We start from the raw sequence: 25,154 nt of genomic DNA, 5'->3' as shown, positions 1-25,154 counted from the left end.
TACAGGCTGCTTTTAAACTACAAGATTATTCATCTCGCAGTACTCTTCCCAATCGACACCCAGCACCTCGGCCGCCTCTTTGTGCAAGGCCAACCGCGCAGCTTCGAACTCTTGTGGTGTCGAGGTGTACTTGAGGGTCAGCTCCCAAGGCTGGTAGCCCTGACTCTCGGCCTCATCTTCGAATGCCCACTGAATCTGGTCGCGCTGATCGTCGGCACTCAGGTCCTTGATCTCTTCTTTAAGCTGCGGCGTGTCCTCAAGGTAGTGCTTGAGTGCTTGTTCGTGCCGAGCGGCCTGGGTCATTTCGGTCGTGGTCATATTGTTCTCTTAGATCGAGGAATGGGAATGCATCTGGGTCTTCAAGGTTGCGCAGTTACAAAAGAGCGGGCGCAAATGCCCGGCTCACCTGGCCTTCAGAACCATTCTGGGATCATCTGAAAACATTGCCGCTGAAACAGTGGTGCCTGTGGTGCCCGAGACAGGAATCGAACCTGCGACCTTCGCGTTACGAGTGCGCTGCTCTACCGGCTGAGCTACACGGGCGGTGGGCTAAAGCTAGCACTGCATTGGGCATGCAGCAACTTGCTCGCTCACCGCCCGGCGACTGTCACGCGCCGTTGGCGCCGCAGCCCTTGGCAGCGTACTGCGGCTCTACCGTGGTGGCACAGCTCCAGCCGGTGGTGGCGCTGCGGGTCAAGGTGATGGTCTTGCCGAGCACGGGCGCGGGTGCATCGAGGATTTCACAACGCAGGGTGCCTGCGCCCGAGGCCACATCGCCTGTCACCTCGATCGCGCAGTTGGCGGTAGGGCTGGTGCCCCCGATGAGGGAAAGGGTCGGCGTGGTGCCCTGGTTGATGACGTCCTCATAGCCGGCCTTTAACGCGCTGATTTCAGCCAACCCCGCGGTGAACTTGGCCTTGGCCTGGTGCTTGGTGTACATGGGCAGGCCAATGGTGGCCAAAATGCCGATGATTGCCACGACGATCAATAACTCGATCAAGGTAAAACCTTTTTGACGCATCTCTTTCACTCTCCAGAATAGAACCATGACAAGGCACGTCCTGCGCCCCGTAGTGTGCAACGGCGCCAGTGTACTCATCCCCACGCAGTCCATCGCCTGCGAGACGCACAATCTGACATTTTATCGCCTAGCGCCAGCCTGTCCGAATCCGCCGCCTGACTAAGCTATAAATTCTTCACGACCTGGGTGCGTCAACCTCACATGAACGACACGTCGACAATTTATGCCTGGGAAGGCATCAACCGCAAAGGGCGCCGGGTGTCCGGGCAAATCGCCGGCCATAACCTTGCGCTGATCAAGCTACAACTGCGCCAGCAAGGGATCTGCCCTGAGCGTGTGCGCAAGAAATCTTATGGTTTACACATCTTCAAGACGCGAATAACGCCTGCAGATATCGCCTTGTTCACTCGCCAGTTGGCCACCTTGCTCAAAGCCGGCATCCCGCTGCTGCACGCCTTCGACATCATCAGCGAAGGCGTCGAAAACCCACAACTGCGCGAACTGGTCAAGGCGTTGAAACAGCATATTGCCAGCGGCCACCCGTTGGCCGCTGCCCTGCGTCAATATCCCCGCCACTTCGATGAGCTGTACTGCAATCTGGTGGCGGCTGGCGAAATGGCCGGCGCCCTGGAAACCCTGCTGGAGCGTGTGGCGATTCATTTGGAAAAAAGCCAACGGCTCAAAACCAGGATCAAGAAAGCCATGACCTACCCTTTCGCGGTACTGGTAATTGCCACAGGGGTGAGCACAGTGCTGTTGATCCATGTGGTGCCGCAATTCCAGAACTTGTTCGCCGGGGTCAACGGCCAATTGCCGGGGTTTACCCTGGGGGTCATCGCGCTGTCGGAACTGCTGCAACAGGCGTGGTGGATGCTGGGGCTGGGTGTGGGCGCGGCGCTGGTTGTGGGGCGCCACGCCTACCGTACTTACCCGGGGTTTCGCCATTGGTGGGCAGCAGGTTTGTTGAAAGTGCCCATGGCAGGCAAACTGCTGCACAAATCTGCGGTCGCCCGCTACGCTCGTACACTTTCCACCACCTTTGCGGCGGGCGTCCCTCTGGTACAGGCATTGGGTTCGGTGGCCGGCGCCGTCGGCAATGGCCCCTTCAAACAGGCAATCGAACGTATGCGCCACGATGTATCCACAGGCATGCAGTTGAATCAATCGATGCATAACAGCGGCCTGTTCCCAGGCATGGCGATCCAGATGACCGCAATCGGGGAAGAGTCCGGCACCCTGGACCGCATGCTGGAAAAAGTCGCGAACCACTACGAGTCAGACGTGGATACCTTGGTCGACAACCTCACCAGCCTGATGGAGCCGCTGATCATGGTCGTATTGGGAGGGATTGTCGGCGCGCTGGTAGTGGCCATGTACCTGCCGGTGTTCCAATTGGGGACGGCATTTTGAGCCTGCTGCTGAGCGAACATCCCTGGGCGTTTGTTGGCCTGGCGCTGGTGTTGGGCCTGATCGTCGGCAGCTTCCTCAATGTGCTGGCGTGGCGCCTGCCCAAAATGCTCGAGCGGGAATGGCGTGCCCAGGCCCATGAGATTCTCGACTTGCCAGCCGAGCCCGGTGGGCCGGCCTATAACCTGATGCGTCCGAACTCCTGCTGCCCGCGCTGCGATCAACCGATTCGGCCTTGGGAAAATATCCCGGTGCTCAGCTACCTGTTGCTCCGGGGGCATTGTGCCCACTGCCGTGAGCCCATCGGCCTGCGTTACCCCCTCACCGAACTCGCGTGCGCGCTGATCTCAACCGCTGTCGCCTGGCACTTCGGCTTCGGCTGGCAAGCCGGCGCGGTGATGCTGTTGAGTTGGGGCTTGCTGGGCATGAGCCTGATTGATCTGGACCACCAACTGCTGCCGGATGTGCTGGTGCTGCCGCTGCTATGGCTGGGGCTGATCCTCAACAGTGCTGACCTGTTGACGCCACTGTCCGATGCAGTGTGGGGCGCGGTTATCGGCTACATGAGCTTGTGGTGCCTGTTCTGGCTGTTCAAGATGGCCACCGGCAGAGACGGCATGGGCCATGGCGACTTCAAGTTATTGGCCTTGCTGGGAGCCTGGGGCGGCTGGCAGATTCTGCCGATGACCCTGCTGATGGCCTCGCTGCTGGGCGTGCTTGCCGGGCTGATCCTGCTGCGTTTGCGTAAGGCCCAGGTGTCAGCGCCGATGCCGTTTGGCCCCTGCCTGGCAATTGCCGGCTGGATTGCATTGCTCTGGGGTGGTCAAATAACCGACTTCTATTTGCAGTCTGTCGGTTTCAGATGACCACTTCTGTTGCAACACCCTGGATTCTTGGGCTCACGGGCGGCATTGGCAGCGGCAAAAGTGCTGCGGCCGAGCACTTTATCAAGCTGGGCATCGACCTGGTGGATGCCGATCACGCCGCGCGCTGGGTGGTCGAGCCTGGCCGCCCGGCCCTGGCACGCATCGCCGAACACTTCGGCAGCGACGTGCTGCAAGCCGACGGCCAACTGGACCGTGCCGCGCTGCGCAAACTGATCTTTGAGGTCCCGCAAGAGCGCCTGTGGCTGGAAGCCTTGCTGCACCCGCTGATCGCCGAGGAAATTCGCAGCCACCTGGCACGCGCCCAATCGCCCTACGCGATCCTGGTGTCGCCGCTGCTGATCGAGTCCGGGCAGTACAGCATGACCCAGCGCATCCTGGTGATCGACGTGCCGCAATCACTGCAGATTCAGCGTACCCTGCAGCGCGACGGCATCAGCGAACAACAGGTGCAGGCGATTCTCAAGGCCCAGTCCAGCCGCGAAGACCGCCTGAACCATGCCGATGACGTGCTGGTCAACGATAAGGACCTCGCCTGGCTGCACGGCGAGGTCGAGCGACTGCACCACTTTTACCTTACTTTGCGTGGAGGCCGATCATGAGCCAACCCTTGACCGTCGACTGCCCAACCTGCGGTGCACCCGTGGAATGGAAAGCGACCAACCTCAACCGACCGTTCTGCTCGGACCGTTGCAAGCTTATCGACCTGGGCGCCTGGGCCGCTGAAGAACACAAGATTCCCGTGGCCCCCGACGCCGAAGATGAACTGTTTTCCGAAGACCTGCCGCCACGCCACTAAGGGCGCATAAAGGCATATTCCTGCTGGTCGTCGAGGTTCTCTGCAAGGTATTGCAACTCGTCGGCCAGGTCTTCAAAACTGCGTACACCCTTGCTTTGCTGCACGACCGCACTGAGCATGGCCCGCAAGGTCAAGCCGGGGTCAAAACCGATTTCCTGCGCTGCATCCTGGCTTCTGCGCAACTCCTGCCGTGCCCACTCGTACACACTCATTGTCCGTGCTCCTGAAAATTTTGCAGAGCATGGACCCGCGCCGCGGCCTGGCATTTGACCTGGATCAACGCCGCGAATCGTCGTCCTTCCACGGCGCCGAGAGGTAGCGAGTGCGGTTGAACGTCTCCAGCCATTCCGGGCAAAACACCACCAGCGCGCTGATGACCATGCCGTTGATAAAGGCTTCGGGAAAGATGATCAGCCACAGGTAACCGACAAAATCTTCCAACCACTCAGGCATCGCAAAAAGACCGTCGAACCACAACAAGCCCAAGCCGGCCAACAGGCATAGCAATGCCGAGAGGGCGGCAGCAAAAAAGCCCGAACAGAAGATATACACAAAGGGGTTTCGCGGCTGCGCCCGCTCTACAAACAGCGCGCACCCTTCGGTGACCAGCACCGGCAGCACGATCAGCAGCAGGCCATTGACGCCAAGCGCGGCCAGATCCTGGCGCCCCAACAGCATCAAGCCAAGCTGGGCGGCAAAGCCACCGACGATTGCCAGCGGCCAATCCAGCAGCAAGGTCACGGCGGTCATGCCGATAAAGTGGTAGGACACGCCGGTATCGAAATCCCGTCGCACCAGCCACAGCATGAACAGCGCGAACACCGTGCCGAACAGCAAATGCTGGCGCCGACGGTCGGCAAACAGCTCCACCCATGGCGAGCGCAGCATCGCCCACATCAACACGGGCGCATACACCAGCCAGCCGAGGCCGAGCGTCTGGGGTGCCAGAACCGCTGCACTGATCACGGATGCTCTGCCTTTACCAAAAACCTCATCACACACCTCGTCCCTGGGCCTGCTCCACATCAGCATTCTACACCCGCGTTTTTAAGGCAAGACTTCCTGTGGTCATCATTTGAACGCTAAGCTGCGACTATGGATGACTCAGATTATTTGCGCCTGCTCACCGTAGCAGCCGAACAAGCCAATGCGTTTCTGTCCAATGCCCGCAAGTGGGAGCGTGAGCGTTGGGTCTGCCAGCGCCTGCTGCAAGGCTTGAACGTGCCCTACCGCGTCGAAGAGTTTCACGCTGCGGGCCAGGAGCCGCCCGACGTGTTGTTTCGCGACGCCAGCTTCGAGGTCTTTTTTGTGCTGGACGAGGGCCGTCGCCTGAACGACGAGTGGCGCGATGAGTTGCTGCGCAGGCGCAGTGCTTTCTCCTTGAGCCAACTGGTACGGCGCGAAGCCAAGCCACGGCGCATTCCCGCCCATGAATTCCTGCTGCGCCTGGCCCCCACACTGCGTAAAAAAGCCCACAACTACAAAGAACGCGGCATGGACCTGGGGGAGTTGGACCTCATTGCGTTTACCAGCCTCAAACGCGAAGTGCTGGACCTCAACAGCCATTTTCCGCCGCCGACCGAATACCTGCGCCAAGGCTGGCGCTCGCTGTCACTGGTGGGGCCAACCTTTGCCAGGGTGCTGTTTGCACATCCCGACGCGCCGGACTTCTTGCGCAACAACCTGGGCCGCAGCATAGTGTTTGATGTCGGCATCAGCCTTTGATGCCCCTGGCTGTAACGTGGCGCCCCTTTGCAACGTCTACCTGACGAGGCCTTTATGACCAGCCGCCTGAAACCCGATGACCAAGAGCGTGTCGAAGAGTACCTGCGACTTACCCAGCACAGAGTCGAGCGCAAGCCTTTCCGGCCGTGGCTGCTCCTCTGCGTGGTGCTGGTCGTGGTAATCGGGCTCGGTGCGCTGAGCCGCCTATTGAGTTACCTGACGCTATGAGCCGCCTGGCGCTCGCGAGGGTAACTGCTCCGATTTCTTTTAGCCTTGCGAGATATCCCCATGACCCATCGTATTATTATCGTCGGCGGCGGTGCCGGCGGCCTGGAGTTGGCTACCCGCCTGGGTAAGACTCTGGGCAAGCGTGGCAAGGCCAGCATCACGCTGGTCGACACCAACCTGACCCACATCTGGAAGCCGTTACTGCACGAAGTGGCGGCCGGCTCGCTGAATTCCTCGGAAGACGAACTCAACTATGTCGCCCAAGCCAAATGGAACCACTTCGAGTTCCAGCTGGGCCGTATGAGCGGGCTTGATCGTGAGCAGAAGAAAATCCAGCTGGCCGCCACCCTCGACGAAGAAGGCCGCGAACTGGTGCCTGCCCGCGTGCTGGGCTATGACAGCCTGGTGATTGCGGTAGGCAGTACTACCAACGACTTCGGCACTGAGGGCGCAGCGCAACATTGCCTGTTCCTCGATACCCGCAAGCAGGCCGAGCGCTTCCATCAGCAACTGCTCAACCACTACCTGCGCGCCCATGCCGGGCAGACCGACGCCGTTGAACAGATCAGCGTCGCCATCGTGGGCGCCGGTGCCACCGGGGTCGAGCTGGCCGCCGAGCTGCATAACGCCGCCCATGAACTGGCTGCCTATGGCCTTGACCGTATCAAGCCAGAAAACATGCACATCACCCTGATCGAAGCCGGCCCGCGGGTATTACCTGCACTGCCGGAGCGGATCGGTGGGCCAGTGCACAAGACCCTGGAAAAACTAGGGGTGACGGTACTGACCAACTCGGCGGTCAGTGAAGTAACTGCCGACGCCTTGATCACCAGCAGCGGCCAGGTGATTCCGGCCAGCCTCAAGGTCTGGGCGGCCGGTATCCGCGCCCCCGGTTTCCTCAAGGACATCGACGGCCTGGAAACCAACCGCATCAACCAGCTGCAAGTCCTGCAAACCCTGCAAACAACCCGCGACGAAAATATCTTCGCCTTTGGTGATTGCGCCGCCTGCCCGCAGCCGGGCACCGACCGCAATGTACCGCCACGGGCCCAAGCGGCTCACCAACAGGCCTCATTGCTCGCCAAGTCGCTGAAGCTACGAATCGAAGGCAAGGAGCTGCCGACCTACAAGTACACCGACTACGGCTCGCTGATCTCGCTGTCGCGCTTTTCCGCGGTGGGTAACCTGATGGGCAATCTGACGGGCAGTGTGATGCTGGAAGGCTGGCTGGCGCGGATGTTCTACGTGTCGCTGTACCGCATGCACCAGATGGCGCTATATGGGTTCTTCCGCACGGCGATGCTGATGCTGGGCAGCAAGATCGGCCGCGGCACCGAGCCACGCCTTAAATTGCATTAACAACCTGGTCTCGACGGAGGCCTGGTAAATGTGGGAGATTCTATGGTTGAGGGGCAACCCTCAACCAACTTTTGGCTGATATTCGCTTTGCCCTTTCAGCAGAGCGAACACCACCCTAGCAAGCTTGCGGGCCAGTATTACCAGCGCCTGTGTGGTGCTATAGCCTCGCGCCCTCTGTGCTTGATAAAACGCTTTCCATGTCTCTGTTCGGCTAGCCGCCATCGCTGCGTTATGCAGCAGGCGCCGAGCTTCTGAGTCGCCGCGCTTACTTAAACTACGACGACCATCCTTCTGTCCTGACTTGTTGACGCGCAAATCCATACCAAGAAAGGCGATAAACGCGTCCGAATTCCTGAATTCTCCCCGTTGGAAGGTGGCAATCAAACGCGCGCCAGTCAAAAAACCGATACCTTCGACTTTCAAGCAACGCTTCAACTGACCCAGTAAACCTGCTTCTTTCAGGCAGTCACTGATCATTTTTTCGATTAACCCTTCCAGTCTCTGCATCGACTTCACCTGCTCGGCAAACGAGGCCTTAAGAAGCGGCTCGTTCGCCCAGCTTTGCGTCAGGCTGACGCGCGCCTGAACCAAGGCTGCGCGCCGACGAAACAGGCTTAGAAGATGGCGATACAGCGGTGATGGAGGTGTCCAGGGACGCAGTTCGTCTGCCTCCTTTCTCAAATAGCGGACGAGCAACTTGGCATCCAAAGCATCGGTCTTGGCCCGGATCTTCACGCTTTCGCGGTAATGCTTGAGCTCATAACCTCCAACCATGTAAACCACGCAACCAGCTTCATGAGCTAGATCAGCAAACTCCAAGTGGTAGATATTGGTGGCTTCAATTGCGATGGCCACTTTGCAGGACAAGGCCTTCAGCCATTTTTTGATAGCGGCTTTGGTGTTTGGGATTGTTTCTAACAGATCGACTTCAGCGTGATAAATCACCAGTTCATTCTTAGCGACATCGACGCCTACGATTGGCTTTGAGACAGAAACTGGCATTGCCATGGGGCTTCCTCCGGGCTAAGGTTTTGAGCACTTGAAGGGCTCACCCAGAGGCGCAGGCTTGTTCCTATCGTCGGTCATAGCCAGATGCATTCTTTATCGGCGCTTGGGTGAAAGGAGGAGGGGCGAAATCTCCCACGGTCTGTACTGCGTCAACAGTCAGAATCGGGCTTTGTCCCTTCTCCTCCCTTCAAGTCCTAGCAAGCCCGCTCCCACTTTATTTTGCGGTGAATTCAGAATTTGCGAGCACAAAAAAAATCCCCGTATCTTTCGATACGAGGATTTTTAATATGGTCGGGGTAGGGGGATTCGAACTCCCGACATCCTGCTCCCAAAGCAGGCGCGCTACCGGACTGCGCTATACCCCGGTAATAAAAAGGCGACCTTTCAGTCGCCTTCTCCGATCAGCGCTTTTGGCCTCTGATCTTAAGATTCGATTCCAGCGTTAACTGGTCTCAAAAATGGTGGGTCGTGTGGGATTCGAACCTACGACCAATTGGTTAAAAGACAATTGGTTTTAGTGCTTCATAGCCCAGGATCGTGTTCGCTACACATAGCTGTTTCCGTGGCCTCGCAGCCTCTAATGAACCCACATTAGAGGCTCCAAACCATGAAAATCTCTGCGGTCGTTTCGACCAAAGGCGGCGTAGGCAAAACTACCATCGAGGCCAACCTCGGCGCTTTTTGTGCGGATGCAGGCCTGCGCGTGCTCATGATCGACCTAGATCCTGCACAGCCTTCGCTCTCCTCGTATTACCAATTGGTCGATGAAGCTCAAGGAGGCATCTACGACCTGCTGGCATTCAATATCACCGAATCAGCCAAGATCATATCCAGCACCACGATACCAAACCTGTCGCTTGTCATTTCCAACGACATCAACAACCAACTGAACAGCCTGATCCTGCAAGCACCTGACGGACGGTTGCGACTCGCCAACCTGATGCCGGGCTTCAAAGATCATTTCGACCTGGTACTGATTGACACCCAAGGCGCCAGGTCGGCAATGCTCGAAATGGTGGTCCTAGCCTCTGATTTGGTCATATCCCCACTTCCGCCCAATATGCTCGCTGCACGGGAGTTCAGCCGGGGATCCATGCAGATGCTGGACGGCCTGCGCGCCTATGGGCGCCTGGGCATGAAAATCCCTCCTGTGCGGATCGTCGTCAACAATCTCGACCAAACCACCGACGCGCAAATGATCGAGCAGTCGGTACGGGAAATTTTCCAGGACAATGACGAAATCAACGTTCTGGAATGCGTCGTCCCCTCCGCAGTGGTGTTTCGTAACAGTTCATCCCTGGGCGTCCCAGTACACCGCTTGGAATACAGACAGCCTTCCAACCGCATATCCCCTGCAGCCCTTGTCGTGATCCGCCAATTGGCCATTGAGCTTTTTCCAGAATGGCGTGACCGCTTCGAGGCCATGACCGAGGAAAAGGTAGCTAACTTGGTGAGGGAGGGTCGTTGAAATGGCGAAGCCCTCCATTACCGACGCCCGCAGTATTACTGCAAACCTCATCCTAGAGGTTGGCAAGTACTACAGCGCTCAGCAATTGCGCAGCTTGCAAGCCAAGCTCAGTGGAACCGCACGAGAAATCCGAGCCCTGACAAGCGGTTACCAATTACCCGGTCGGATTGGCGCTCAGTTGAGCGTTGACCAGCTTCAGCTTTTGCAGGACGCCGCGAAGCTTATCGAGTCAGTGAACTCGAACATTAAGCACGCGAAGGAAAAGCGCGGCCGCGACGAAAACCAAGCCAAACGCCGTCAGCAAAGTCGATATGCCGAAGCCAAACGCCTGGTAGCTGAAACATATTTAGAACCCTTTGCTCCTGAGCCAACGGCTTTGGACCCTCTTCTAGATATTCTTAAAACAGCGCTGACGCTTAATCGAGCAGACGTTTTCAGGAATGGTTATTCCCCTAGGGAGTTCAATCTCAGGCTCCGTGATTACCTGTCGCCTGCCAGAACTCGAAAGCTCATTGGCTGGACCAGCCCAAGTGCTTTTTGGATAAGCACGGTTCTCTCTCTTCGTAATGACGTTGTGCAAGCTGTTGAGCAAGAGATTGCTTACGACGATGGGTCAAGTGTTCAAGACCGCCTTGATGCCCTGAAACAGAAGGTTGCGGACTGCCTTGCCCGGACTCACCTCTCTGCTGATGAGGAAGAAACACTTCGCCTGTGGTCAGAGGCGCTCTCCCCCCGCCTCCAACAGGAAGGGGGTGAATGATGGACAAGCAAAAAGTCCTCAGCAAGGTCGCCAAACTCATGGCGCTGGCCAAGTCACAAGGCGCTGCCCCAAACGAAGTGGAAATTGCACTTCGTCAAGCTCGCCATTTGATGAATCAGTACAACTTGGAACACACCGAAGTCGCTGCCCATACAATCGAAGAATCCATTGTGGGTACCAAAACCCGTCGGGCACCGCAGGATTGGCTGCACAACCTGGCCTCAATCTGTTCCCAAGCCTTCGATTGCAGCCACTTGGCGTATTTCAATCCGCTACTTGGCTGGTCCTTCAAGTTCTTGGGGAAAGGTATTTCACCCGATCTGGCAGCTCACACCTATTCAACGCTGCATCACCAGCTTGTCGCAGCCCGACGAGCTCATGTTGCCCAGCAGAAGCGCTGCCAACTGAAAACCAAACGTCACCGCGGCCAACTGTTTGCCGAGGGCTGGCTCAATGCCGTCGCCTCTAAGGTGAACCAGTTTGCAGGTGGGATAGACGAAAACACTGCGCTGGAGATCCAAGCCTACCTGGAATGGCATCATCCAAAACTAACGCTAGCCATTATCAAGCCCATCGAAGCCAAAGGTCATGACACCCGCTCTTTGCAAGCGGGATGGGACCAGGGCAAGCATGCCAGGCTGCATCGTGGTGTCGGACAGCAGTCACAAGGAGCCCTTGGGCATGGAGGGAGCCAATGAGAACTCATTCGCTTTCACCTTTGGCCATGGCGGCGCTGGAACAAGCCAGATCCCAACTTGGGCTTGCCCCGGTTCACAAACACCATGTTTGGAGTGAGGCAGAAGAGCGCTCGCTCATTGCCCGCTATCCCAATGAACCGACTCAGGTCCTAGCCGCCGAATTGGGGCTCAGCGTCTATCAGGTCTATGCCAAAGCCAAACGGCTGGGCTTGAGCAAAAGCGCCGAGTTTCTTCGCAGTAGTCTCTGTGGCCGGCTTGACGGCAAGTTGGGCGCAGAATTCCGCTTTCCCAAGGGATCCGTCCCATGGAATAAGGGCCTTAAGGGGCTCCCCTCCTCTGGCCGTATGACTCAGACGCAGTTTAAGGCCGGCAATAAACCGGGGAACTGGCTGCCTATTGGCAGCCTGCGCACAACTCCTGACGGTTATCAGCAGAAGAAAATCACCGATACCGGTTACCCACCCGTTGACTGGAAAGCCGTGCATGTACTGCTTTGGGAGGAGCATCACGGACCAGTCCCTATAAACATGTGCGTGTGCTTCAAGGACGGCAACAAGGCCCATATAGCCCTGAATAACCTGGAGTTGCTGACGAGAGCAGAACGTATGCGTCGGAACACCATTCATCGGTATCCGGAAGAGCTGAAATCCGCAATACGCGCTATCGGCAAACTCAAACGCACCATCCGGGAGGTTGAACATGAAGAACAAGATTGAAGATCTACGTAATCACCTGTTCGTCGCGATCGAGAGCCTCCTGGACCCAGAAAGACCAATGGAAATCGAACGGGCCAAAGCGGTTGCCGAGGTTGCTCAGGTCATGATCAATTCAGCGAAGGTTGAAGTCGACATGGTCAAAGCCCTGGGGGCACGCAACGGGAGTGGTTTTCTTCAGATAGGCCAGGAGTCTGGGAAATGAATCACCTTGACCTCTCACCTCCCTACTCCGTAGAGGCTGAACAAGGTGTGTTAGGTGGGCTACTGCTCGACAACAACACCTGGGATCTCGTCGCAGACAAACTGGATGCCTCTGATTTTTTCCGACACGACCATCGGTTGCTGTTCCGGACAATGGCAAGCCTTGCTGACAAGTCCATTCCGTTCGACATCGTCACCGTCCACAACGCGTTGGAGGAGCCAGACGAAGCCGGAGGGCTGAGCTATCTGGGCGAGCTGGCCAAAAACACGCCGTCTGTAGCCAACATCGAGCATTACGCATCCATCGTGCGTAATCGCTCTCGGCTCAGACAGCTCATGTCCCTTGGATACCAATGCTCTCGCGAGGCGACAGACCCGTTGGCAAGTGCGGAGGATGTTCAAGAATCAATTGAACAGCAACTGTTCGCTCTGGGTGAAGGCAAGAGCGCAACGGAATTCGTCAATATCAACCAATGCCTGACGAACGTCGTCGAACAAATAGACGAACATTTCAACGGCAATATCACCGTGACCGGCCTGCCTTCAGGCCTGGAGGACCTGGACGAGCTGACGTCGGGTTTTCAAGAAGCCGACCTGATCATCCTCGGCGCGCGCCCGTCTATGGGGAAGACCTCTCTGGCCTTGAACTTCATAGATACGGCTCTGCAGGCAAAGCTTGATCGTACAGTTCAGGTTTTCAGCATGGAAATGCCGGCCAAAGCACTGATGTATCGATTGATGGGCATCCTAGGCCATATCGATCTGGGCAGGCTATTGAAGGGCAAGCTCGATGATGATGATTGGCCGAAGCTGACTGCAGCGGTTTCTCGTATTAATGGCTATGGAGAGCGGCTGGTCATCGACGACTCATCAGCGCTCACGCCTGCAGTAATCAGAGCTAAATCTCGTCGAGCAGCTCGTCGCTTCGGACACCCGAGCTTGATCCTGATCGATTACCTGCAGCTCATGCGCTGCCCAGGTCAGGAAAACAGGGCCAACGAGATCAGCGCTATATCCCAGTCCCTCAAGGCCCTAGCGAAAGAGATGAATTGCCCGGTGGTTGCGCTTTCCCAGCTCAACCGAGAACTGGAGCGACGGCCAAATAAGCGTCCGATCAACGCAGACCTGCGTGATAGCGGTGCGATTGAACAGGACGCGGACCTGATTATGTTCGTCTACCGGGACGAGGTGTACCACCCTCAGAGCGAACACAAAGGCATTGCAGAAATCATTCTCGGCAAGGCGCGTAACGGCCCAACTGGGACCGTACGAACAGCCTTCATCGCCAATCAGACCCGGTTTGCCAACCTCAGTCCCAACGCCGGCTGGCAAGGGGCTCAACTATGAAAAAGCACACCTCAGCGATGAATACTCTCGTACGCATCACTCACTGGTGCCTTCAATGCGATAGCCACCACCCGAAACATCAAGTGAGTGGCGCTCCAGCCTTACCCGGCGGTGAAGTGGACGAGCTTATTTGCCCTACTTGCAATAGCTATGACATCGAGGAGCTTCAGGAGGTGTCGGATGCACAGTAGCGCCGAGCTATTTCCTAGTATCCATGCCGGTGCCGTGTTCGAAGCCTCTGCTGTGGCTCATGCCCATAAATCTGGGATCAACCCGGTGGAGCTCGACGCATTAGCTCAAGCGATCGGCCGCCTTGCTCGTGACCACAGCACCGTGGTCCCAATGAGCATGCGTGAGGATCTGTTGGAGTTTGAGAAGCTCGGCTACGTCGAGCTGACCAACACGCCCAGCGCAACAATTACCGTTGAACTGCTCTGTGCGGGCGCCTTGCTATCCAGCTACTTCTGGTCGGTTTGGGTGCCCCGCTACCTCCAGTGCTGCTCGCTGAAAGTGGCCGTCATGTCTCACCTGCAACACCCCGCGGAAGTTCAGCACTGCAGCGTGGTGTTCCGCGTGCCTGGAGCACGTGAGGCTACGCGTCACTTTTTGCATGAGCTCGGTACCAAGTTTCCTGGCGATCAGGCTGAAATCATCGCGATCCAGACCGGTAACGTTCTGGCAGACAGGGATGCAGAGCTATGACCACCAATCTCCTACGCGGAAAAAGCGAGAGCCTTCGTGTACTCGTGAAGTTTGCTGAAGCGAATGGCTGGACGGTGTCTCGCACTCAAGGTGGCCATATCAAGTTCACGAAATCTGGCCTTGGATCGATTTACACCTCATCAACCGCAAGCGATTACCGCTCAGGCCTCAACGCCAAAGCCCGTATTCGTCGTGCTGATCGAGCTCAAACCCTACACTCGCAGGAGGCAATCTAATGCCTATCCGTCATTGCATCGTCCACCTGATCGACAAAAAACCCGATGGCACACCTGCTGTTCTCCAGGCACGCGATTCGGAGCTATCCGAATCGGTCGCCATCGAGAACATGCTTGCCGACCTCAACGAGAGCTATAACGCCAAACAAGGCAAGGCCTGGGGTTTCTTCCATGCCGAGTCCGGCGCGCACCCGTTTAGCGGCTGGTTAAAGCAGTACTTTGAAGGTGACCAGGACTTCACCGCCTTCAGCCACACGGCGGTCGAGCATCTGCAAAAGCTGATGGAAGAGTCCAACCTCTCCACCGGTGGCCACGTACTGTTTGCCCATTACCAGCAAGGCATGACCGACTACCTAACTGTCGCCCTGCTCCACCACAGTGAAGGCGTGGTGGTTACTGACGATCTGGACGTCACTCCTTCACGCCACCTGGACGTTGGCCAGTTGCACCTGGCAGCGCGTATCAACTTGTCCGAGTGGCAGAACAACAAGCAATCCAAGCAGTACATCTCGTACATCAAAGGCAAAAACGGTAAGAAGATCTCGGGGTATTTCAGCGACTTCATTGGCTGCATGGAAGGCGTCGACGGCCCGGGCGAAACCCGCGCCCTCCTCAAGGCGTTCAGCGACTTCGTTGAAAACGAAGACCTGCCAGACGAATCGGCCCGCGAGAAAACCAAGGCCCTGGTGGACTACGCCACCAGCCAGGCCAAGCTCGGTGAACCCATGGGCCTGGAGGAACTGTCAGGCTTGATCGATGAAGATCGCCCCAAGGCGTTCTACGACCATATCCGCAATAAGGACTACGGCCTGTCGCCGGAAATCCCCCTGGATAAACGCACTCTCAACCAATTCCGTCGGTTCACCGGCCGTGCCGAAGGCTTGTCCATCAGTTTTGAAGCGCATCTGCTAGGGGACAAGATCGAGTACGACGAGGCGTCCAATTCATTAGTCATCAAGGGGTTACCTACCCAACTCACTGATCAGTTGAAACGTCGCTGAACACACTTTCTACCCTAGGCATCGGAGCCCACCATGAGTAACAAACCACAGCGTCTGCATGAAGAAAAATTCGTTATTCGCCTGCCCGACGGGATGCGCGAACGCATCGCGTTGGAAGCACGTGAAAACGCCAGGTCGATGAACTCAGAAATTGTTTATCGGCTGGAGACAACTGCCGAACTTGAAGCTGCTCTGGATCGTGCTTTGAAAATCATTGACCAGCTTTTGGCGGCAAGCCCGGCTTATGAGCAGCCAGGAGCCAGAGTATGAAAGCGTCTTTGGCCCAAACCATGAAAGATAAGCTGTTGCTGCCGGCGTTTGAATCGAAGTCGCCGGTGGCAGCGCGAATGAGCGACCCCATCGTCGATACCCCCATGCTGTTGACTCTCGACGAAACGCTGCCGTATGACGAAAACCCAAGGACGACTCGTAACCCGAAGTACGATGAAATTAAAGAGTCGATACGAAATCGGGGACTCGATACGCCACCTCCCGTCACTCGTAAACCTGGGGAAGATAAGTACCGGATCCGCAACGGCGGCAACACTCGCCTGGCAATTTTAAACGAGTTGTATCGTGAGACCGGCGACGAGAAGTACTTCAAGTTTCACTGCCTATTTCGACCCTGGGACGCCGTTCGGGGCGAAATCATCTCGCTCACCGGCCACTTGGCTGAAAACGACCTCCAAGGCCAGCTCCTGTTCATTGAGCGGGCTATTGGGGTCGACAAAGCGAGAGCGCTGTATGAAACAGAGGCAGGGGAGTCTATCTCATTACGTGAGCTTTCACGGCGGCTGTCAGCGGATGGCTACCCGGTCTCCGCGTCTCACTTGAGTCGTATGCACGACACCATTCGGTACTTACTGCCAGCAATTCCAGGCGCGCTGTACTCTGGACTGGGAGTAGACAGAATCATAAAGCTTCTGTCTTTGCGCAAAACAGCTCTTCAGTGCTGGGATCGCAATTATCAAGAGCAGGAGCAGCACCTTGATTTCGATACGCTTTTCCAAGATGTACTGTCCCAGTTTGAGGGCGACGCTGAAGAATTTCTATTCCAGCGATTTCAGGACGAACTGATAGATCACCTTAAAAAGCCGCTGAACCTCGGCTACGAGCAAATACTGTTGGAAATCACTCAGAACCAGGACCAATTGCGCCGGTCTACGCCGGTTCTTGAGCTGCCACAGTACCCTGCATCGCAATTTGAGGGGGGGACTCAACTTAACGTTTCGAACAATGGCATTGAGGCTAATCAGAACCCTCTACAACTACCCCCTACTACTTCGGGGGGCAGCACACATAAGACGACGCCCTCCAAAGAGAGTCCTTCACCTCAAGGGGTGCAACAGCAACTGGCCCCAACTCCGCAGGAGCAAATGAGCCCACAAGAGCGCCAAGCACGTATCGATGGGCACGTTGCGAGCCCTGTGAAGACTTCTCCCAGAGTCGACAAGATGAAACGGGAGCTCGCTGCGCTTGACGGTGAGGTCTTGCCCGACTTCGCCTCCAATGCCTTGGTGGCCATCCCTGTTCAAGCTGGCGGACTCAATCCCATTTCTGACCTTTGGTACATCGAACGCGAAATAGACAATACCGCGACCCTGCGTCAGCACATCGCTCAATTGGCTCGCGAAATAGCCAGCTCGGTCAAAGCCCCAGGTCAATTTATCGATATCGATGGTGGCGTCGGGTTCAGCTACCGACACCCCGAAGCGGAAGTCGAAATTACTGCCACAGCCCAACATACCTTGACGCTGCTCCAGTCTTTGAGCGGCTCGATGGCCATCGTACTGAAAATGATTCAGCAGCAACCCAAGCTTCAAATCGACGCGTTGGCTGACTTTGAGTTCGCAGCCGGACTGGGCCAGATCTTACTGGGCCAGCCTCACACAAAAGATCAGCCCCCTGAAAGTGAATGCCGTCTCAGCGACGGCGCTCTAGTGAAGCTGTTCCGCATTATTCGTCTCGCAAGACGTTTGATTGACCTGGAAATCCAGTCAGTCGCCAACAACGGTCCGAATTCAGCCAGTTAACACACGGACTCTACAAGGGGGAGTCGTCATGTCCAAGACACCAATAAATGAAGCAATCCTGTCACAGGTGCTTCATCACATGCGTAATGGCCAACTTCGGCGCTGCATCGAAATGGGCCTGGAGCCAGAGATATTGGCTCAGCTCCAACAACCTTCAGTACTGAGCTTGCTGCTTAACACTCCCGTGTCTTGGTGCAACGTCACCATTGATGGGGACATGGTAAAAAAACTACTGTCAGGCGCGCAGCGTTCTGATGAAGAAGTGCGCATGATTGAACGTGCGCTGCGACTTGGCGCGACCACTCAAATGCTGCAACAGTTCTTCGGGCTGTCTCCGCAGGATGTGGCCCTTCAACGCCTAATGATCGGCGTGACGGCACGTCGTGGCCGTTGGCGCGAATTCAGTGAGGAGATGGACGCTCAGCTTTGGTACCGATGGACGCACCTAATGCAAGAGCATCAGGTAGAGCTTGGCGACAGTCTCGCGTTGCTGGACATCGCCATGTTGGTCGCCGAGGAACTCAATGCTCCACAGGATACTAGCCCAGATGAGACCCACGAAAACCTCAGCCTGGCCATCATCTGGCATCGCATTCAGTCCTGGATAAAGGAAGGGCTTTACCCTCCTGCAAACCCTGGCCTTCCGAGAAGGCTACAGCTTGTGTCTTCTCAACGACTTGCACAGCCTGCAGCGACATCGGTGGAAGGTGACTCTGTATTATGAGGTTGTCTCGGCTTCCCTTGTCGACGCTTTTAGACTCGGCCTCGGGTCACCTTGAAGCTCATTTGCTTCAGAAAAAAGAGTCGGCGCCTCCGGGGATTGAAGGGTCTTCCCCCTACTCCGGAATTATTTTCAGCGGGAACCCACACGAAACGGTTCCTCGCCGATTGCTTTTGGATGATCGCTTAACCCCGCTTGAAAGAAACACCTGGCAGGTATTTCGCCTACTGATCAATGACGACGGCCTTACGGCGTTCCCTACCTATGACCAACTGCGGCCATATTTGGGTATGCAACCCGGTAGGCCTGCCTCGCGTGAAACTGTATCAAAAGCATTAGTGACCTTACGTCTCACCCGTTGGCTTAGCCTGGGGCGACGGGTGCGCAATGATCTGAGTGGACAAGTGCAAGGCAACGTCTACCTGCTTCACGACGAACCGGTCACACCGGCCGAAGCTATAGAGTTCGACAAGGACTACTTGCAGCTACTCGCGCAGTCAATGCAGCACCAGACCAAGGTGATTCGCGAAGTGGCAGAAATTGCCTGGAAGGAATTTGCAGCTGATCCTGATGTTGGCCAACGCTTACCTAGCAGGCTGGACATCATCGAATCCCGCATGAATAGCCAGGCCTGGACCAAAGCGCAGGCTCCAGTCGTTCTTAAAGCGACTGAGTTCGGAATCCGAACTCAGCAAAATATAGCTCTATCTCCACTGAGTTCGGATACCGAACTCAGTGAAAAAGGCGAAGAGCGAATCGCTTTGGAGCAGAGTTCGGATGCCGAACTCAGCCGTAAATCACTGAGTTCGGACTTAGTTCGGCATCCGAACTCATATAGTACGTATACAGATACACACAAAGATGTTTGTAAAAGCTCTGTACATGTACCGCCCACACCAAACGACATCGCTGCCGATTTGCTCGGTGCACTGCATCGACTACCGGTCGAGCAAAAACAGAACGCGGTCCTGGCGCTGCAAAAGGTTCCAGCAGAGTTGAAAACCGCGCTCATCAAACAATGGGTCCACCGCTGTGACTCGGGAGGGGTCCGAAACCCGCTTGGATACTTAATGACGCTCGTCGGCATGGCCGTTCGCGGCGATTTCAACAGCCAATGGAACCCTGACGACAAGGCAAAAGCGAGCCCCGAGCGTCAAGACGCTTCAGCCCCGCCAGAGGGCGCAGAGCAGCCGACGAAGACGCTAACGCAGACGCGTAGCCCTGAGTCGATACAAACCGCAAAACACACACTCAGCGGAATGCTGCATCTGCTGAAGCCTAATCGGGGTACACATCCATGATGTCAGGTGGACAACCAGAATATCGTGGTAACGCGGCCCAGAGCGAAGCGGTCGTGACCGGAATCTGTGCCAGCTACACAGCAAGTGTTGCGGCCCGCAACACCCTGACAGGAACCGAAATACGCCGCGGCCGCCACGCAAGTGACTCGGCCCAAATCACTTGCCCAGGATCCGGCATTCGTGCCAGCGACACGGCAAGTGTTGTGGCCCACAACACCCTGACAGCATCCGGCACCGGAGGTGGCCGCCATATAAGTGGTGCGGCCCGCACCACCTTGGCAGGATCCGGCATCCGTGCCGGCGACATGGCAAGTGTTGTGGCCCACAACACCCTGACAGCATCCGGCACCGGAGGTGGCCGCCATATAAGTGGTGCGGCCCGCACCACCTTGGCAGGATCCGGCATCCGTGCCGGCGACACGGCAAGTGTTGTGGCCCACAACACCCTGACAGCATCCGGCACCGGAGGTGGCAGCCATATAAGTGGTGCGGCCCGCACCACCTTGGCAGGATCCGGCATCCGTGCCGGCGACATGGCAAGTGTTGTGGCCCACAACACCCTGACAGCATCCGGCACCGGAGGTGGCAGCCATATAAGTGGTGCGGCCCGCACCACCTTGGCAGGATCCGGCATCCGTGCCGGCGACATGGCAAGTGTTGTGGCCCACAACACCCTGACAGCATCCGGCACCGGAGGTGGCCGCCACGCAAGGGATTCGGTCCGCACCGGCGAGTTTCAGCTCTTCCTATATAGAAGCCTCAACAAATCCCCTTCCATCGGGCTACGTATTTAATGCTGCGTCTCCTATAGCCAAATTGCAGCATGGGTACGTCAATCCTCTTCCCAAGGAAACACTGCACCATGGCTGATAACTTCCGGCTCAACATCGGTTCACTGCGCAGCGATGTGAAGCTCACCCTTCACACTCACCACGCCGCTCGTATATGGATGGGGCGCCCTAAAAATGACCTCAAAGCCGGCATCATTGGTCTGTCAGGGTTCTGCACTGTCGTCAATCGAATGTCTCGAGGCGCCCAACAGGATGATCCCTACTCTGACTGGTGGATGATCCTCCTCGAGGAAAAGATCAACGATTCCAAGGAAGCGTTAAAGACCATCGAAGATCGCCTGGACACAGCCATGGCCTCTCTTCCACCGGCCATCAGCATTAGCGAAAACCTCTCGATCCAGCCTGTCAGCCTCCCGCTGTACATCTCCAATCCCCTGGGATTTCAGGCTGTGTACCTGCTGACGAACTACGACGAAATTGTCAGACGCATTCTGTTGGCCCAGCACGTTGGCCTTGTCGGGCGCCACGATATGGAAACCTGGATCGACGAAGGCGCAGCGGTACTGCGGAGACTGTTTGGTCTGGCCCAGATCTATAAGTACTCAGGCGCTGCCCGCGACGACTTCGCTGCAAACAATGCCAAGGCTGAAGCAGCCCGCAAAATGTACGAGCGGTACGGTGAGCTGCCACAAGACATCCTGGAAGGCACCCGCCGTTCGAATTTCGCGCCACCGATCATCCGCGGTCAGCAGCAAACCGAGACGGATGATCATCTCGATGACCCCGTTGAGGGTTAAAGAGCATGGGCCAGATTCCCTCCAATGATGGGTCGCTGCAACAGACCGCCTTCCGGCCACTGCAACAGGAAGCCTTTCAGCGACTGCAACAGGCTGCCTCACTAAAGGGCCTTTTAAAGCCTTTTAAAGGTAAGGGGGAGCTGACCCAATTTGCCGATCTTTGCCGAGCTCAAGAATCGGACTTAAAAGCTCTTGCCCAGGAAGTGCTGAGCCAGGCCCGCCGATATCCATTCACCCTAGTTCCAGTGCGGTTGACTGAGCAGAACACCCAAGCCGGCACCCAGTTTTTGAGATGGCAGCAGGTGACAGATCGGCGGATGGGCGTAGGGGTTTGGGCAGAAATGATGGGCTCACCCAGAACACCGGAATCCATGCTGCAGGATCTTTACGTGATGGAGCTGCAGCGCATCACCTTGAATATGCAAATGAGTTTGCTGCACTCGATCACCAAACAGGCCGCCGAGTGCGCAGAAAAAATGGGCCAGGCAGAGGCCGTGTATACCGCTCGCCTGCAGCAGCTCAACAACCCAACGCAACACCAATAACCTCGGAGAATACTCATGGGCACGCCCGTACAAGGCTGGGAAGGCAATATCGGTTCTGCACCGGAATTCAAAGAATTCCCCAACGGCAATAAAGACCCACGTCGACTCATGCGAGCCAACGTTTACTTCGACAATTCGATTCCGGATGGCAAAGGCGGCTACGAAGATCGTGGCGGTTTTTGGGCGAATGTGGAGTGGTGGCACAAGGACGCCGAGCATTATTCGCAACTGTTCCAGAAAGGTATGCGAGTGCTGGTTTCCGGTCGCGCCGTTATGGACCGTTGGAAGAACGACGATGGCGAATTCGAAGCTTTGAAAATCCAGGCCAGCCGGGTCGGCATGCTGCCACACCGCGTGACCATGGTGAATCTGGCGCCTTCGCAAAACCAGAATTCGCAACAGTCCAACAGACCCGAATCGCGGCCGCAGCCAGCTCCAGGCCCGGATGAATATCCAGATACCGATCCACCGCAATTCTGAAAACAGGGGCTTAATTTTTCGGCCCATTCGTGTAGCTGTCGGTGTTGGGGGAAACAGCTCATCGTTTCCCCCGACCTCATTAGAGAACCACTACAAATTAGGACGTGCCGATGGATGAAGTTTTGAGGGACCCAACAGGGTACGTTGTCATTGGCGCAGAGCACCCAGCTTTAGGCCGTGTTTACTGGGCTTACTTTGATGAAAGCGAGGTGAATGCTCCGGACTACTACGGGCTCACCCTGGACATAAACCGAGCATCATGGGCTCCAGTTGGGTGGCGAACGGGAGAGTATCTGATGGGGGGCCGTGGAGAGACAGACCTTGATACCTGGCAAGCCCGCCGATTTATCAACACCTTGCTCGATGAATACCGCTTAGATACTGAATACCGCGTCGACTTTGACGACGACGACGAAATGACTGAACACTTATACGGCAAGCTGGAACAACTACGTGTTCAAAGCGGACAATCCACTCAGGACTTCATCGCGTGGATCAGAGTTGCGAACTGGACGGACGAGCCAGCTTCGAATTGACATCAAACCGCCAATTGGTTGGCAAAAAATCGCGCCATTCGTTAACTTTCAGGTTGAGTCACACTTCCATTCGGCTATCTCAAGCACAGAAGTTTAAAACTTCCGTTTTTGATGCAAAAAAATGCGCTATTCGTGATGTTACTGTCTGATAGATCTGTTCTTCGGGGACCGATAGCCAATGGCGCAATCTCGAACTTCTTTGAAACCAGCAGATAGGCGGCAATTCAATAACCCCCATACTGCCGTTCAAATAGCCGGTGCTGACGCCGCCCGAAAAGGGCTACGGGTGTATGACTGCCCTTACCACCATCCTGCGATGCGCGCGTCGTGGCTAAAGGGCTTTGCCCAGGAACAGCAGCTGACGCTGGACCTCTAGCCGCTAAAAGCCTCCCGTTGTGCATTGACCATTTCCCATTGAAGCCTTACCTGCCATGACGTGACAGTCCCGCTCTGCATAATTGAGAAGGGGCACACCGTGAAGCTATTGATCATCGAGGCACCTGGGAAGCTGAAAAAGCTTCAGCCAATGATGAAGAAACTGCGCCCAGGCGAACACTGGTTGGTTGTCGCCAGTGGTGGGCACATACGTGACTTGCCCGCCAGAGGGCAGGACGACAGCATGATCACCACAGGCGTCCGCAAAAATTACACACCGGTGTACGAGATCCTGGATAAGAGCGCCAAGGCCGTGCGGACCATCAAGGCCGCAGCTAAACAGGCCGATGAAATCTACCTCGCAACCGATCCGGATCGCGAAGGTGAAAGCATCAGCTGGCACATCCAGCAGGTACTGGCGGTCAAATCCTACAAACGCATCACCTTCAATGAAATCACCCTGAAGCGTGTCGCAGAGGCTCTAGCCAATCCTCGCCAAATCGATTTGAACAGAGTCGCGTCACAAGAATGCCGGCGTGTACTTGATCGTTTGGTGGGTTACCTGGTGACTCAGGAGCTACGCCGACTGATGGGCAAGCCCACCTCTGCAGGCCGCGTGCAATCGCCTGCCGTATACCTGGTGGTTTTGCGCGAGCGCGAGATCCGCAACTTTCAGGTAATCAACCACTTCGGTGTGCGTCTGAACTTTGTGGATATGAATCAGGGCACCACCTGGTATGCAGACTGGCAACCGGTACCGGATTTCGCGAGCAAAGACTTTCCTTACGTTCAAGATGCCAACCTGGCCCGACTCGTCGCCGGCACACGTAATGTCGTCGTCGAGTCCTGTGAAGACCGCAAGGCCGAGCGCCACCCACCCGCGCCCTTCATCTCTTCCACCCTTCAACAAGCAGCCAGCAACGCCTTGAAATGGGACCCGGACAAGACCATGCAAGTCGCCCAGCGATTGTATGAACAAGGCGTGATCACCTACCACAGGACGGATAATCCCAACGTACCAGACGAGGCCATGGAGGATATTAGAACCGTAGCTAGATCTATCGGATTGAAGACCGTCGACGAGCGACGTACATTCAAGGCCGCCGAAGGCGCGCAGGAAGGCCACCCCGCTATTACCCCGACGCATTGGGCTGATACAAAAGCTGGTGAGAACGACGAGGAACTCGCCCTGTACAAGTTGATTTGGGTCCGGGCGCTGGCCAGCCAGATCGAAGCGGCGGTATTCGACGTGCGTGCTGTAAAACTGCTCGCGGTTGGCCCAAATGGTAAGGCTTTGCGATTCAATGCAACTGGTGAAACCCTTTTTCATCCTGGGTGGCGGAAACTGCTCAAGGGCGATGACACAGACGATGAGGAAGATGGAGCAGCGAGCAACCCAGTTCCTGCACTCACACCAAAACAGATCATCTCTGTGCACAACGGAGAACTGCTGAAGAAGAAAACTCAGCCGCCATCCCGCTACACCAAGGCCAGTCTAATCAAAGAAATGGAGCGCCGCGGTATTGGTCGTCCCAGCACGTTCGCCTCGATCTTGAAGAACATCACCAGCAAAGGAATGATTGAGGAAAAAAGCCGCAAGCTGGTACCGGCGCCGCTGGGGGAGGAAACAATCGCGAAGCTGGAAGGGTTCTACAGTTTCGTGGAGCTCGATTTTACGAGGGAGCTGGAGCGGGATTTGGACAAAGTCGCCCAGGGCCAAGACACCTATGGAGCTGTCGTTGCGCGTCTGCATAGACGCCTGGAAGAGGAACTGTCTCAGCAACGTGGAATGCCGAGTGTGCCGATGGCGTCCGCTCCACGCCCAGCCACAGCAGGTGGCGCTTTCAACTGTCCCAAGTGCAATCAACCCCTCGCAAGGCGACAAAAAAAAGGGGGCGGTGGCTATGACTTTTGGGGTTGCACAGGCTTCAAATCGAATGGATGCAAGGTGAGTTTTCCAAACTTGAATGGCAAACCAGATCTCAATAAACCCAGAGGGGTGTGACTTCTGCCAT

32 protein-coding genes and 2 tRNA genes are annotated in these 25,154 nt (G+C 56.3%); 27 read left to right on the top strand and 7 right to left on the bottom strand.

The window, feature by feature from the left end:
• Positions 1-12: 12 nt before the first annotated feature.
• The 3 genes from AB9N64_RS22305 to AB9N64_RS22295 form a co-directional block, all read right to left on the bottom strand.
• Positions 13-318 carry a DUF6388 family protein gene (locus AB9N64_RS22305; protein ID WP_014716875.1) on the bottom strand — a complete coding sequence of 102 codons (306 nt, stop codon included), beginning with the start codon at positions 316-318 and terminating at the stop codon, positions 13-15.
• Positions 319-467: 149 nt separating this feature from the next.
• Positions 468-543, bottom strand: a tRNA-Thr gene (locus AB9N64_RS22300).
• A gap of 64 nt (positions 544-607) precedes the next feature.
• Positions 608-1,021, bottom strand: coding sequence for a pilin (locus AB9N64_RS22295; protein ID WP_014716874.1), 414 nt, complete (start codon positions 1,019-1,021; stop codon positions 608-610).
• A 201-nt stretch (positions 1,022-1,222) separates the two neighbouring features.
• Here AB9N64_RS22295 and AB9N64_RS22290 point away from each other — a divergent pair, with 201 nt between their 5' ends.
• Genes AB9N64_RS22290 through yacG form a run of 4 tightly spaced genes read left to right on the top strand, consistent with a single transcriptional unit; the run spans position 1,223 to position 4,111 of the window.
• Positions 1,223-2,431, top strand: a complete 1,209-nt coding sequence (locus AB9N64_RS22290; RefSeq protein ID WP_019816978.1) for a type II secretion system F family protein — start codon at positions 1,223-1,225, stop codon at positions 2,429-2,431.
• On the top strand, positions 2,428-3,294 hold the full coding sequence (locus tag AB9N64_RS22285) for an A24 family peptidase (RefSeq protein WP_371359664.1): 867 nt from the start codon (positions 2,428-2,430) through the stop codon (positions 3,292-3,294). Before AB9N64_RS22290 ends, AB9N64_RS22285 begins: the two co-directional genes overlap by 4 nt.
• Positions 3,291-3,914, top strand: a complete 624-nt coding sequence (coaE, locus tag AB9N64_RS22280; RefSeq protein WP_032903992.1) for a dephospho-CoA kinase — start codon at positions 3,291-3,293, stop codon at positions 3,912-3,914. The genes AB9N64_RS22285 and coaE overlap by 4 nt, the downstream gene beginning before the upstream one ends.
• On the top strand, positions 3,911-4,111 hold the full coding sequence (gene yacG, locus AB9N64_RS22275; protein WP_003188437.1) for a DNA gyrase inhibitor YacG: 201 nt from the start codon (positions 3,911-3,913) through the stop codon (positions 4,109-4,111). Before coaE ends, yacG begins: the two co-directional genes overlap by 4 nt.
• Here the strand turns inward: yacG and AB9N64_RS22270 are convergent.
• Together AB9N64_RS22270 and AB9N64_RS22265 are read right to left on the bottom strand one after the other, a co-directional pair.
• The gene (locus tag AB9N64_RS22270) at positions 4,108-4,323 is read right to left on the bottom strand and encodes a hypothetical protein (RefSeq protein WP_003171680.1); all 216 of its coding nucleotides are present in this window, start codon (positions 4,321-4,323) and stop codon (positions 4,108-4,110) included. The genes yacG and AB9N64_RS22270 overlap by 4 nt on opposite strands.
• 64 nt (positions 4,324-4,387) lie before the next feature.
• Positions 4,388-5,077, bottom strand: a complete 690-nt coding sequence (locus AB9N64_RS22265) for an energy-coupling factor ABC transporter permease (RefSeq protein ID WP_038448869.1) — start codon at positions 5,075-5,077, stop codon at positions 4,388-4,390.
• A 129-nt stretch (positions 5,078-5,206) separates the two neighbouring features.
• Between AB9N64_RS22265 and AB9N64_RS22260 the strand changes: the two genes are divergently transcribed.
• From AB9N64_RS22260 to AB9N64_RS22250, 3 genes are read left to right on the top strand one after another with little or no spacing between them, the layout of a single operon-like run.
• Positions 5,207-5,836 carry a DUF1780 domain-containing protein gene (locus AB9N64_RS22260; RefSeq protein ID WP_003188431.1) on the top strand — a complete coding sequence of 210 codons (630 nt, stop codon included), beginning with the start codon at positions 5,207-5,209 and terminating at the stop codon, positions 5,834-5,836.
• Positions 5,837-5,890: 54 nt separating this feature from the next.
• Complete coding sequence (locus AB9N64_RS22255; protein WP_014716869.1) at positions 5,891-6,064, top strand: DUF3094 family protein; 174 nt, start codon at positions 5,891-5,893, stop codon at positions 6,062-6,064.
• Between the two features lie 60 nt (positions 6,065-6,124).
• Positions 6,125-7,423, top strand: a complete 1,299-nt coding sequence (locus AB9N64_RS22250; protein ID WP_014716868.1) for an NAD(P)/FAD-dependent oxidoreductase — start codon at positions 6,125-6,127, stop codon at positions 7,421-7,423.
• A gap of 60 nt (positions 7,424-7,483) precedes the next feature.
• Here the strand turns inward: AB9N64_RS22250 and AB9N64_RS22245 are convergent, their stop codons facing one another.
• Positions 7,484-8,425 (bottom strand): transposase, encoded by a 942-nt coding sequence (locus AB9N64_RS22245; protein WP_172832683.1) that lies wholly within the window; start codon positions 8,423-8,425, stop codon positions 7,484-7,486.
• 294 nt (positions 8,426-8,719) lie between these two features.
• Positions 8,720-8,796: transfer RNA gene (locus AB9N64_RS22240), tRNA-Pro, on the bottom strand.
• A gap of 242 nt (positions 8,797-9,038) precedes the next feature.
• Here AB9N64_RS22240 and AB9N64_RS22235 point away from each other — a divergent pair.
• From AB9N64_RS22235 to topA, 20 genes are all read left to right on the top strand, one after another.
• Positions 9,039-9,899 carry a ParA family protein gene (locus AB9N64_RS22235; RefSeq protein WP_008437313.1) on the top strand — a complete coding sequence of 287 codons (861 nt, stop codon included), beginning with the start codon at positions 9,039-9,041 and terminating at the stop codon, positions 9,897-9,899.
• 1 nt (position 9,900) lies between these two features.
• Positions 9,901-10,659 (top strand): hypothetical protein, encoded by a 759-nt coding sequence (locus AB9N64_RS22230; protein WP_008437314.1) that lies wholly within the window; start codon positions 9,901-9,903, stop codon positions 10,657-10,659.
• Complete coding sequence (locus AB9N64_RS22225) at positions 10,656-11,357, top strand: DUF2786 domain-containing protein (RefSeq protein ID WP_008437315.1); 702 nt, start codon at positions 10,656-10,658, stop codon at positions 11,355-11,357. Before AB9N64_RS22230 ends, AB9N64_RS22225 begins: the two co-directional genes overlap by 4 nt.
• On the top strand, positions 11,354-12,073 hold the full coding sequence (locus tag AB9N64_RS22220; RefSeq protein WP_020301295.1) for an HNH endonuclease signature motif containing protein: 720 nt from the start codon (positions 11,354-11,356) through the stop codon (positions 12,071-12,073). Before AB9N64_RS22225 ends, AB9N64_RS22220 begins: the two co-directional genes overlap by 4 nt.
• Positions 12,057-12,275 (top strand): hypothetical protein, encoded by a 219-nt coding sequence (locus tag AB9N64_RS22215; protein ID WP_008437317.1) that lies wholly within the window; start codon positions 12,057-12,059, stop codon positions 12,273-12,275. The genes AB9N64_RS22220 and AB9N64_RS22215 overlap by 17 nt, the downstream gene beginning before the upstream one ends.
• Complete coding sequence (gene dnaB, locus AB9N64_RS22210; RefSeq protein WP_008437319.1) at positions 12,272-13,621, top strand: replicative DNA helicase; 1,350 nt, start codon at positions 12,272-12,274, stop codon at positions 13,619-13,621. The genes AB9N64_RS22215 and dnaB overlap by 4 nt, the downstream gene beginning before the upstream one ends.
• A gap of 180 nt (positions 13,622-13,801) precedes the next feature.
• Complete coding sequence (locus tag AB9N64_RS22205) at positions 13,802-14,323, top strand: hypothetical protein (protein ID WP_008437321.1); 522 nt, start codon at positions 13,802-13,804, stop codon at positions 14,321-14,323.
• Positions 14,320-14,559: a type II toxin-antitoxin system HicA family toxin gene (locus tag AB9N64_RS22200; RefSeq protein ID WP_008437325.1), complete on the top strand. Its 240-nt coding sequence runs from the start codon at positions 14,320-14,322 to the stop codon at positions 14,557-14,559. Before AB9N64_RS22205 ends, AB9N64_RS22200 begins: the two co-directional genes overlap by 4 nt.
• Complete coding sequence (gene yejK / locus AB9N64_RS22195; protein WP_008437326.1) at positions 14,559-15,560, top strand: nucleoid-associated protein YejK; 1,002 nt, start codon at positions 14,559-14,561, stop codon at positions 15,558-15,560. The genes AB9N64_RS22200 and yejK overlap by 1 nt, the downstream gene beginning before the upstream one ends.
• Before the next feature lie 33 nt (positions 15,561-15,593).
• Positions 15,594-15,830 (top strand): Arc family DNA-binding protein, encoded by a 237-nt coding sequence (locus AB9N64_RS22190; RefSeq protein ID WP_008437327.1) that lies wholly within the window; start codon positions 15,594-15,596, stop codon positions 15,828-15,830.
• On the top strand, positions 15,827-17,593 hold the full coding sequence (locus tag AB9N64_RS22185; protein WP_008437328.1) for a ParB family protein: 1,767 nt from the start codon (positions 15,827-15,829) through the stop codon (positions 17,591-17,593). Before AB9N64_RS22190 ends, AB9N64_RS22185 begins: the two co-directional genes overlap by 4 nt.
• 28 nt (positions 17,594-17,621) lie before the next feature.
• Entirely contained in the window at positions 17,622-18,317 is a 696-nt protein-coding gene (locus AB9N64_RS22180) for a DUF2857 domain-containing protein (RefSeq protein WP_008437329.1), read from the top strand.
• Entirely contained in the window at positions 18,314-19,615 is a 1,302-nt protein-coding gene (locus AB9N64_RS22175) for an STY4528 family pathogenicity island replication protein (RefSeq protein WP_019816979.1), read from the top strand. The genes AB9N64_RS22180 and AB9N64_RS22175 overlap by 4 nt, the downstream gene beginning before the upstream one ends.
• A 305-nt stretch (positions 19,616-19,920) precedes the next feature.
• Positions 19,921-20,409 (top strand): hypothetical protein, encoded by a 489-nt coding sequence (locus tag AB9N64_RS22170; RefSeq protein WP_183043793.1) that lies wholly within the window; start codon positions 19,921-19,923, stop codon positions 20,407-20,409.
• Positions 20,410-20,477: 68 nt separating this feature from the next.
• The gene (locus AB9N64_RS22165) at positions 20,478-21,203 is read left to right on the top strand and encodes a PFL_4669 family integrating conjugative element protein (RefSeq protein ID WP_008437331.1); all 726 of its coding nucleotides are present in this window, start codon (positions 20,478-20,480) and stop codon (positions 21,201-21,203) included.
• 5 nt (positions 21,204-21,208) lie between these two features.
• Positions 21,209-21,748 carry a DUF3158 family protein gene (locus AB9N64_RS22160; protein ID WP_008437334.1) on the top strand — a complete coding sequence of 180 codons (540 nt, stop codon included), beginning with the start codon at positions 21,209-21,211 and terminating at the stop codon, positions 21,746-21,748.
• 15 nt (positions 21,749-21,763) lie between these two features.
• Positions 21,764-22,228: a single-stranded DNA-binding protein gene (locus tag AB9N64_RS22155; protein ID WP_008437336.1), complete on the top strand. Its 465-nt coding sequence runs from the start codon at positions 21,764-21,766 to the stop codon at positions 22,226-22,228.
• Positions 22,229-22,338: 110 nt separating this feature from the next.
• Positions 22,339-22,764 (top strand): hypothetical protein, encoded by a 426-nt coding sequence (locus AB9N64_RS22150; protein ID WP_008437339.1) that lies wholly within the window; start codon positions 22,339-22,341, stop codon positions 22,762-22,764.
• Between the two features lie 178 nt (positions 22,765-22,942).
• Entirely contained in the window at positions 22,943-23,140 is a 198-nt protein-coding gene (locus AB9N64_RS22145) for a CrpP family ICE-associated protein (protein ID WP_073845721.1), read from the top strand.
• Between the two features lie 99 nt (positions 23,141-23,239).
• The gene (topA, locus tag AB9N64_RS22140) at positions 23,240-25,144 is read left to right on the top strand and encodes a type I DNA topoisomerase (protein WP_008437341.1); all 1,905 of its coding nucleotides are present in this window, start codon (positions 23,240-23,242) and stop codon (positions 25,142-25,144) included.
• The last annotated feature ends 10 nt before the right edge of the window (positions 25,145-25,154 follow it).

Origin of the sequence: Pseudomonas sp. KT_2_4, assembly GCF_041410225.1 — a bacterium.
Lineage (GTDB): Bacteria > Pseudomonadota > Gammaproteobacteria > Pseudomonadales > Pseudomonadaceae > Aquipseudomonas > Aquipseudomonas paracarnis.
This window is presented reverse-complemented; position numbering and strand designations above follow the sequence as displayed.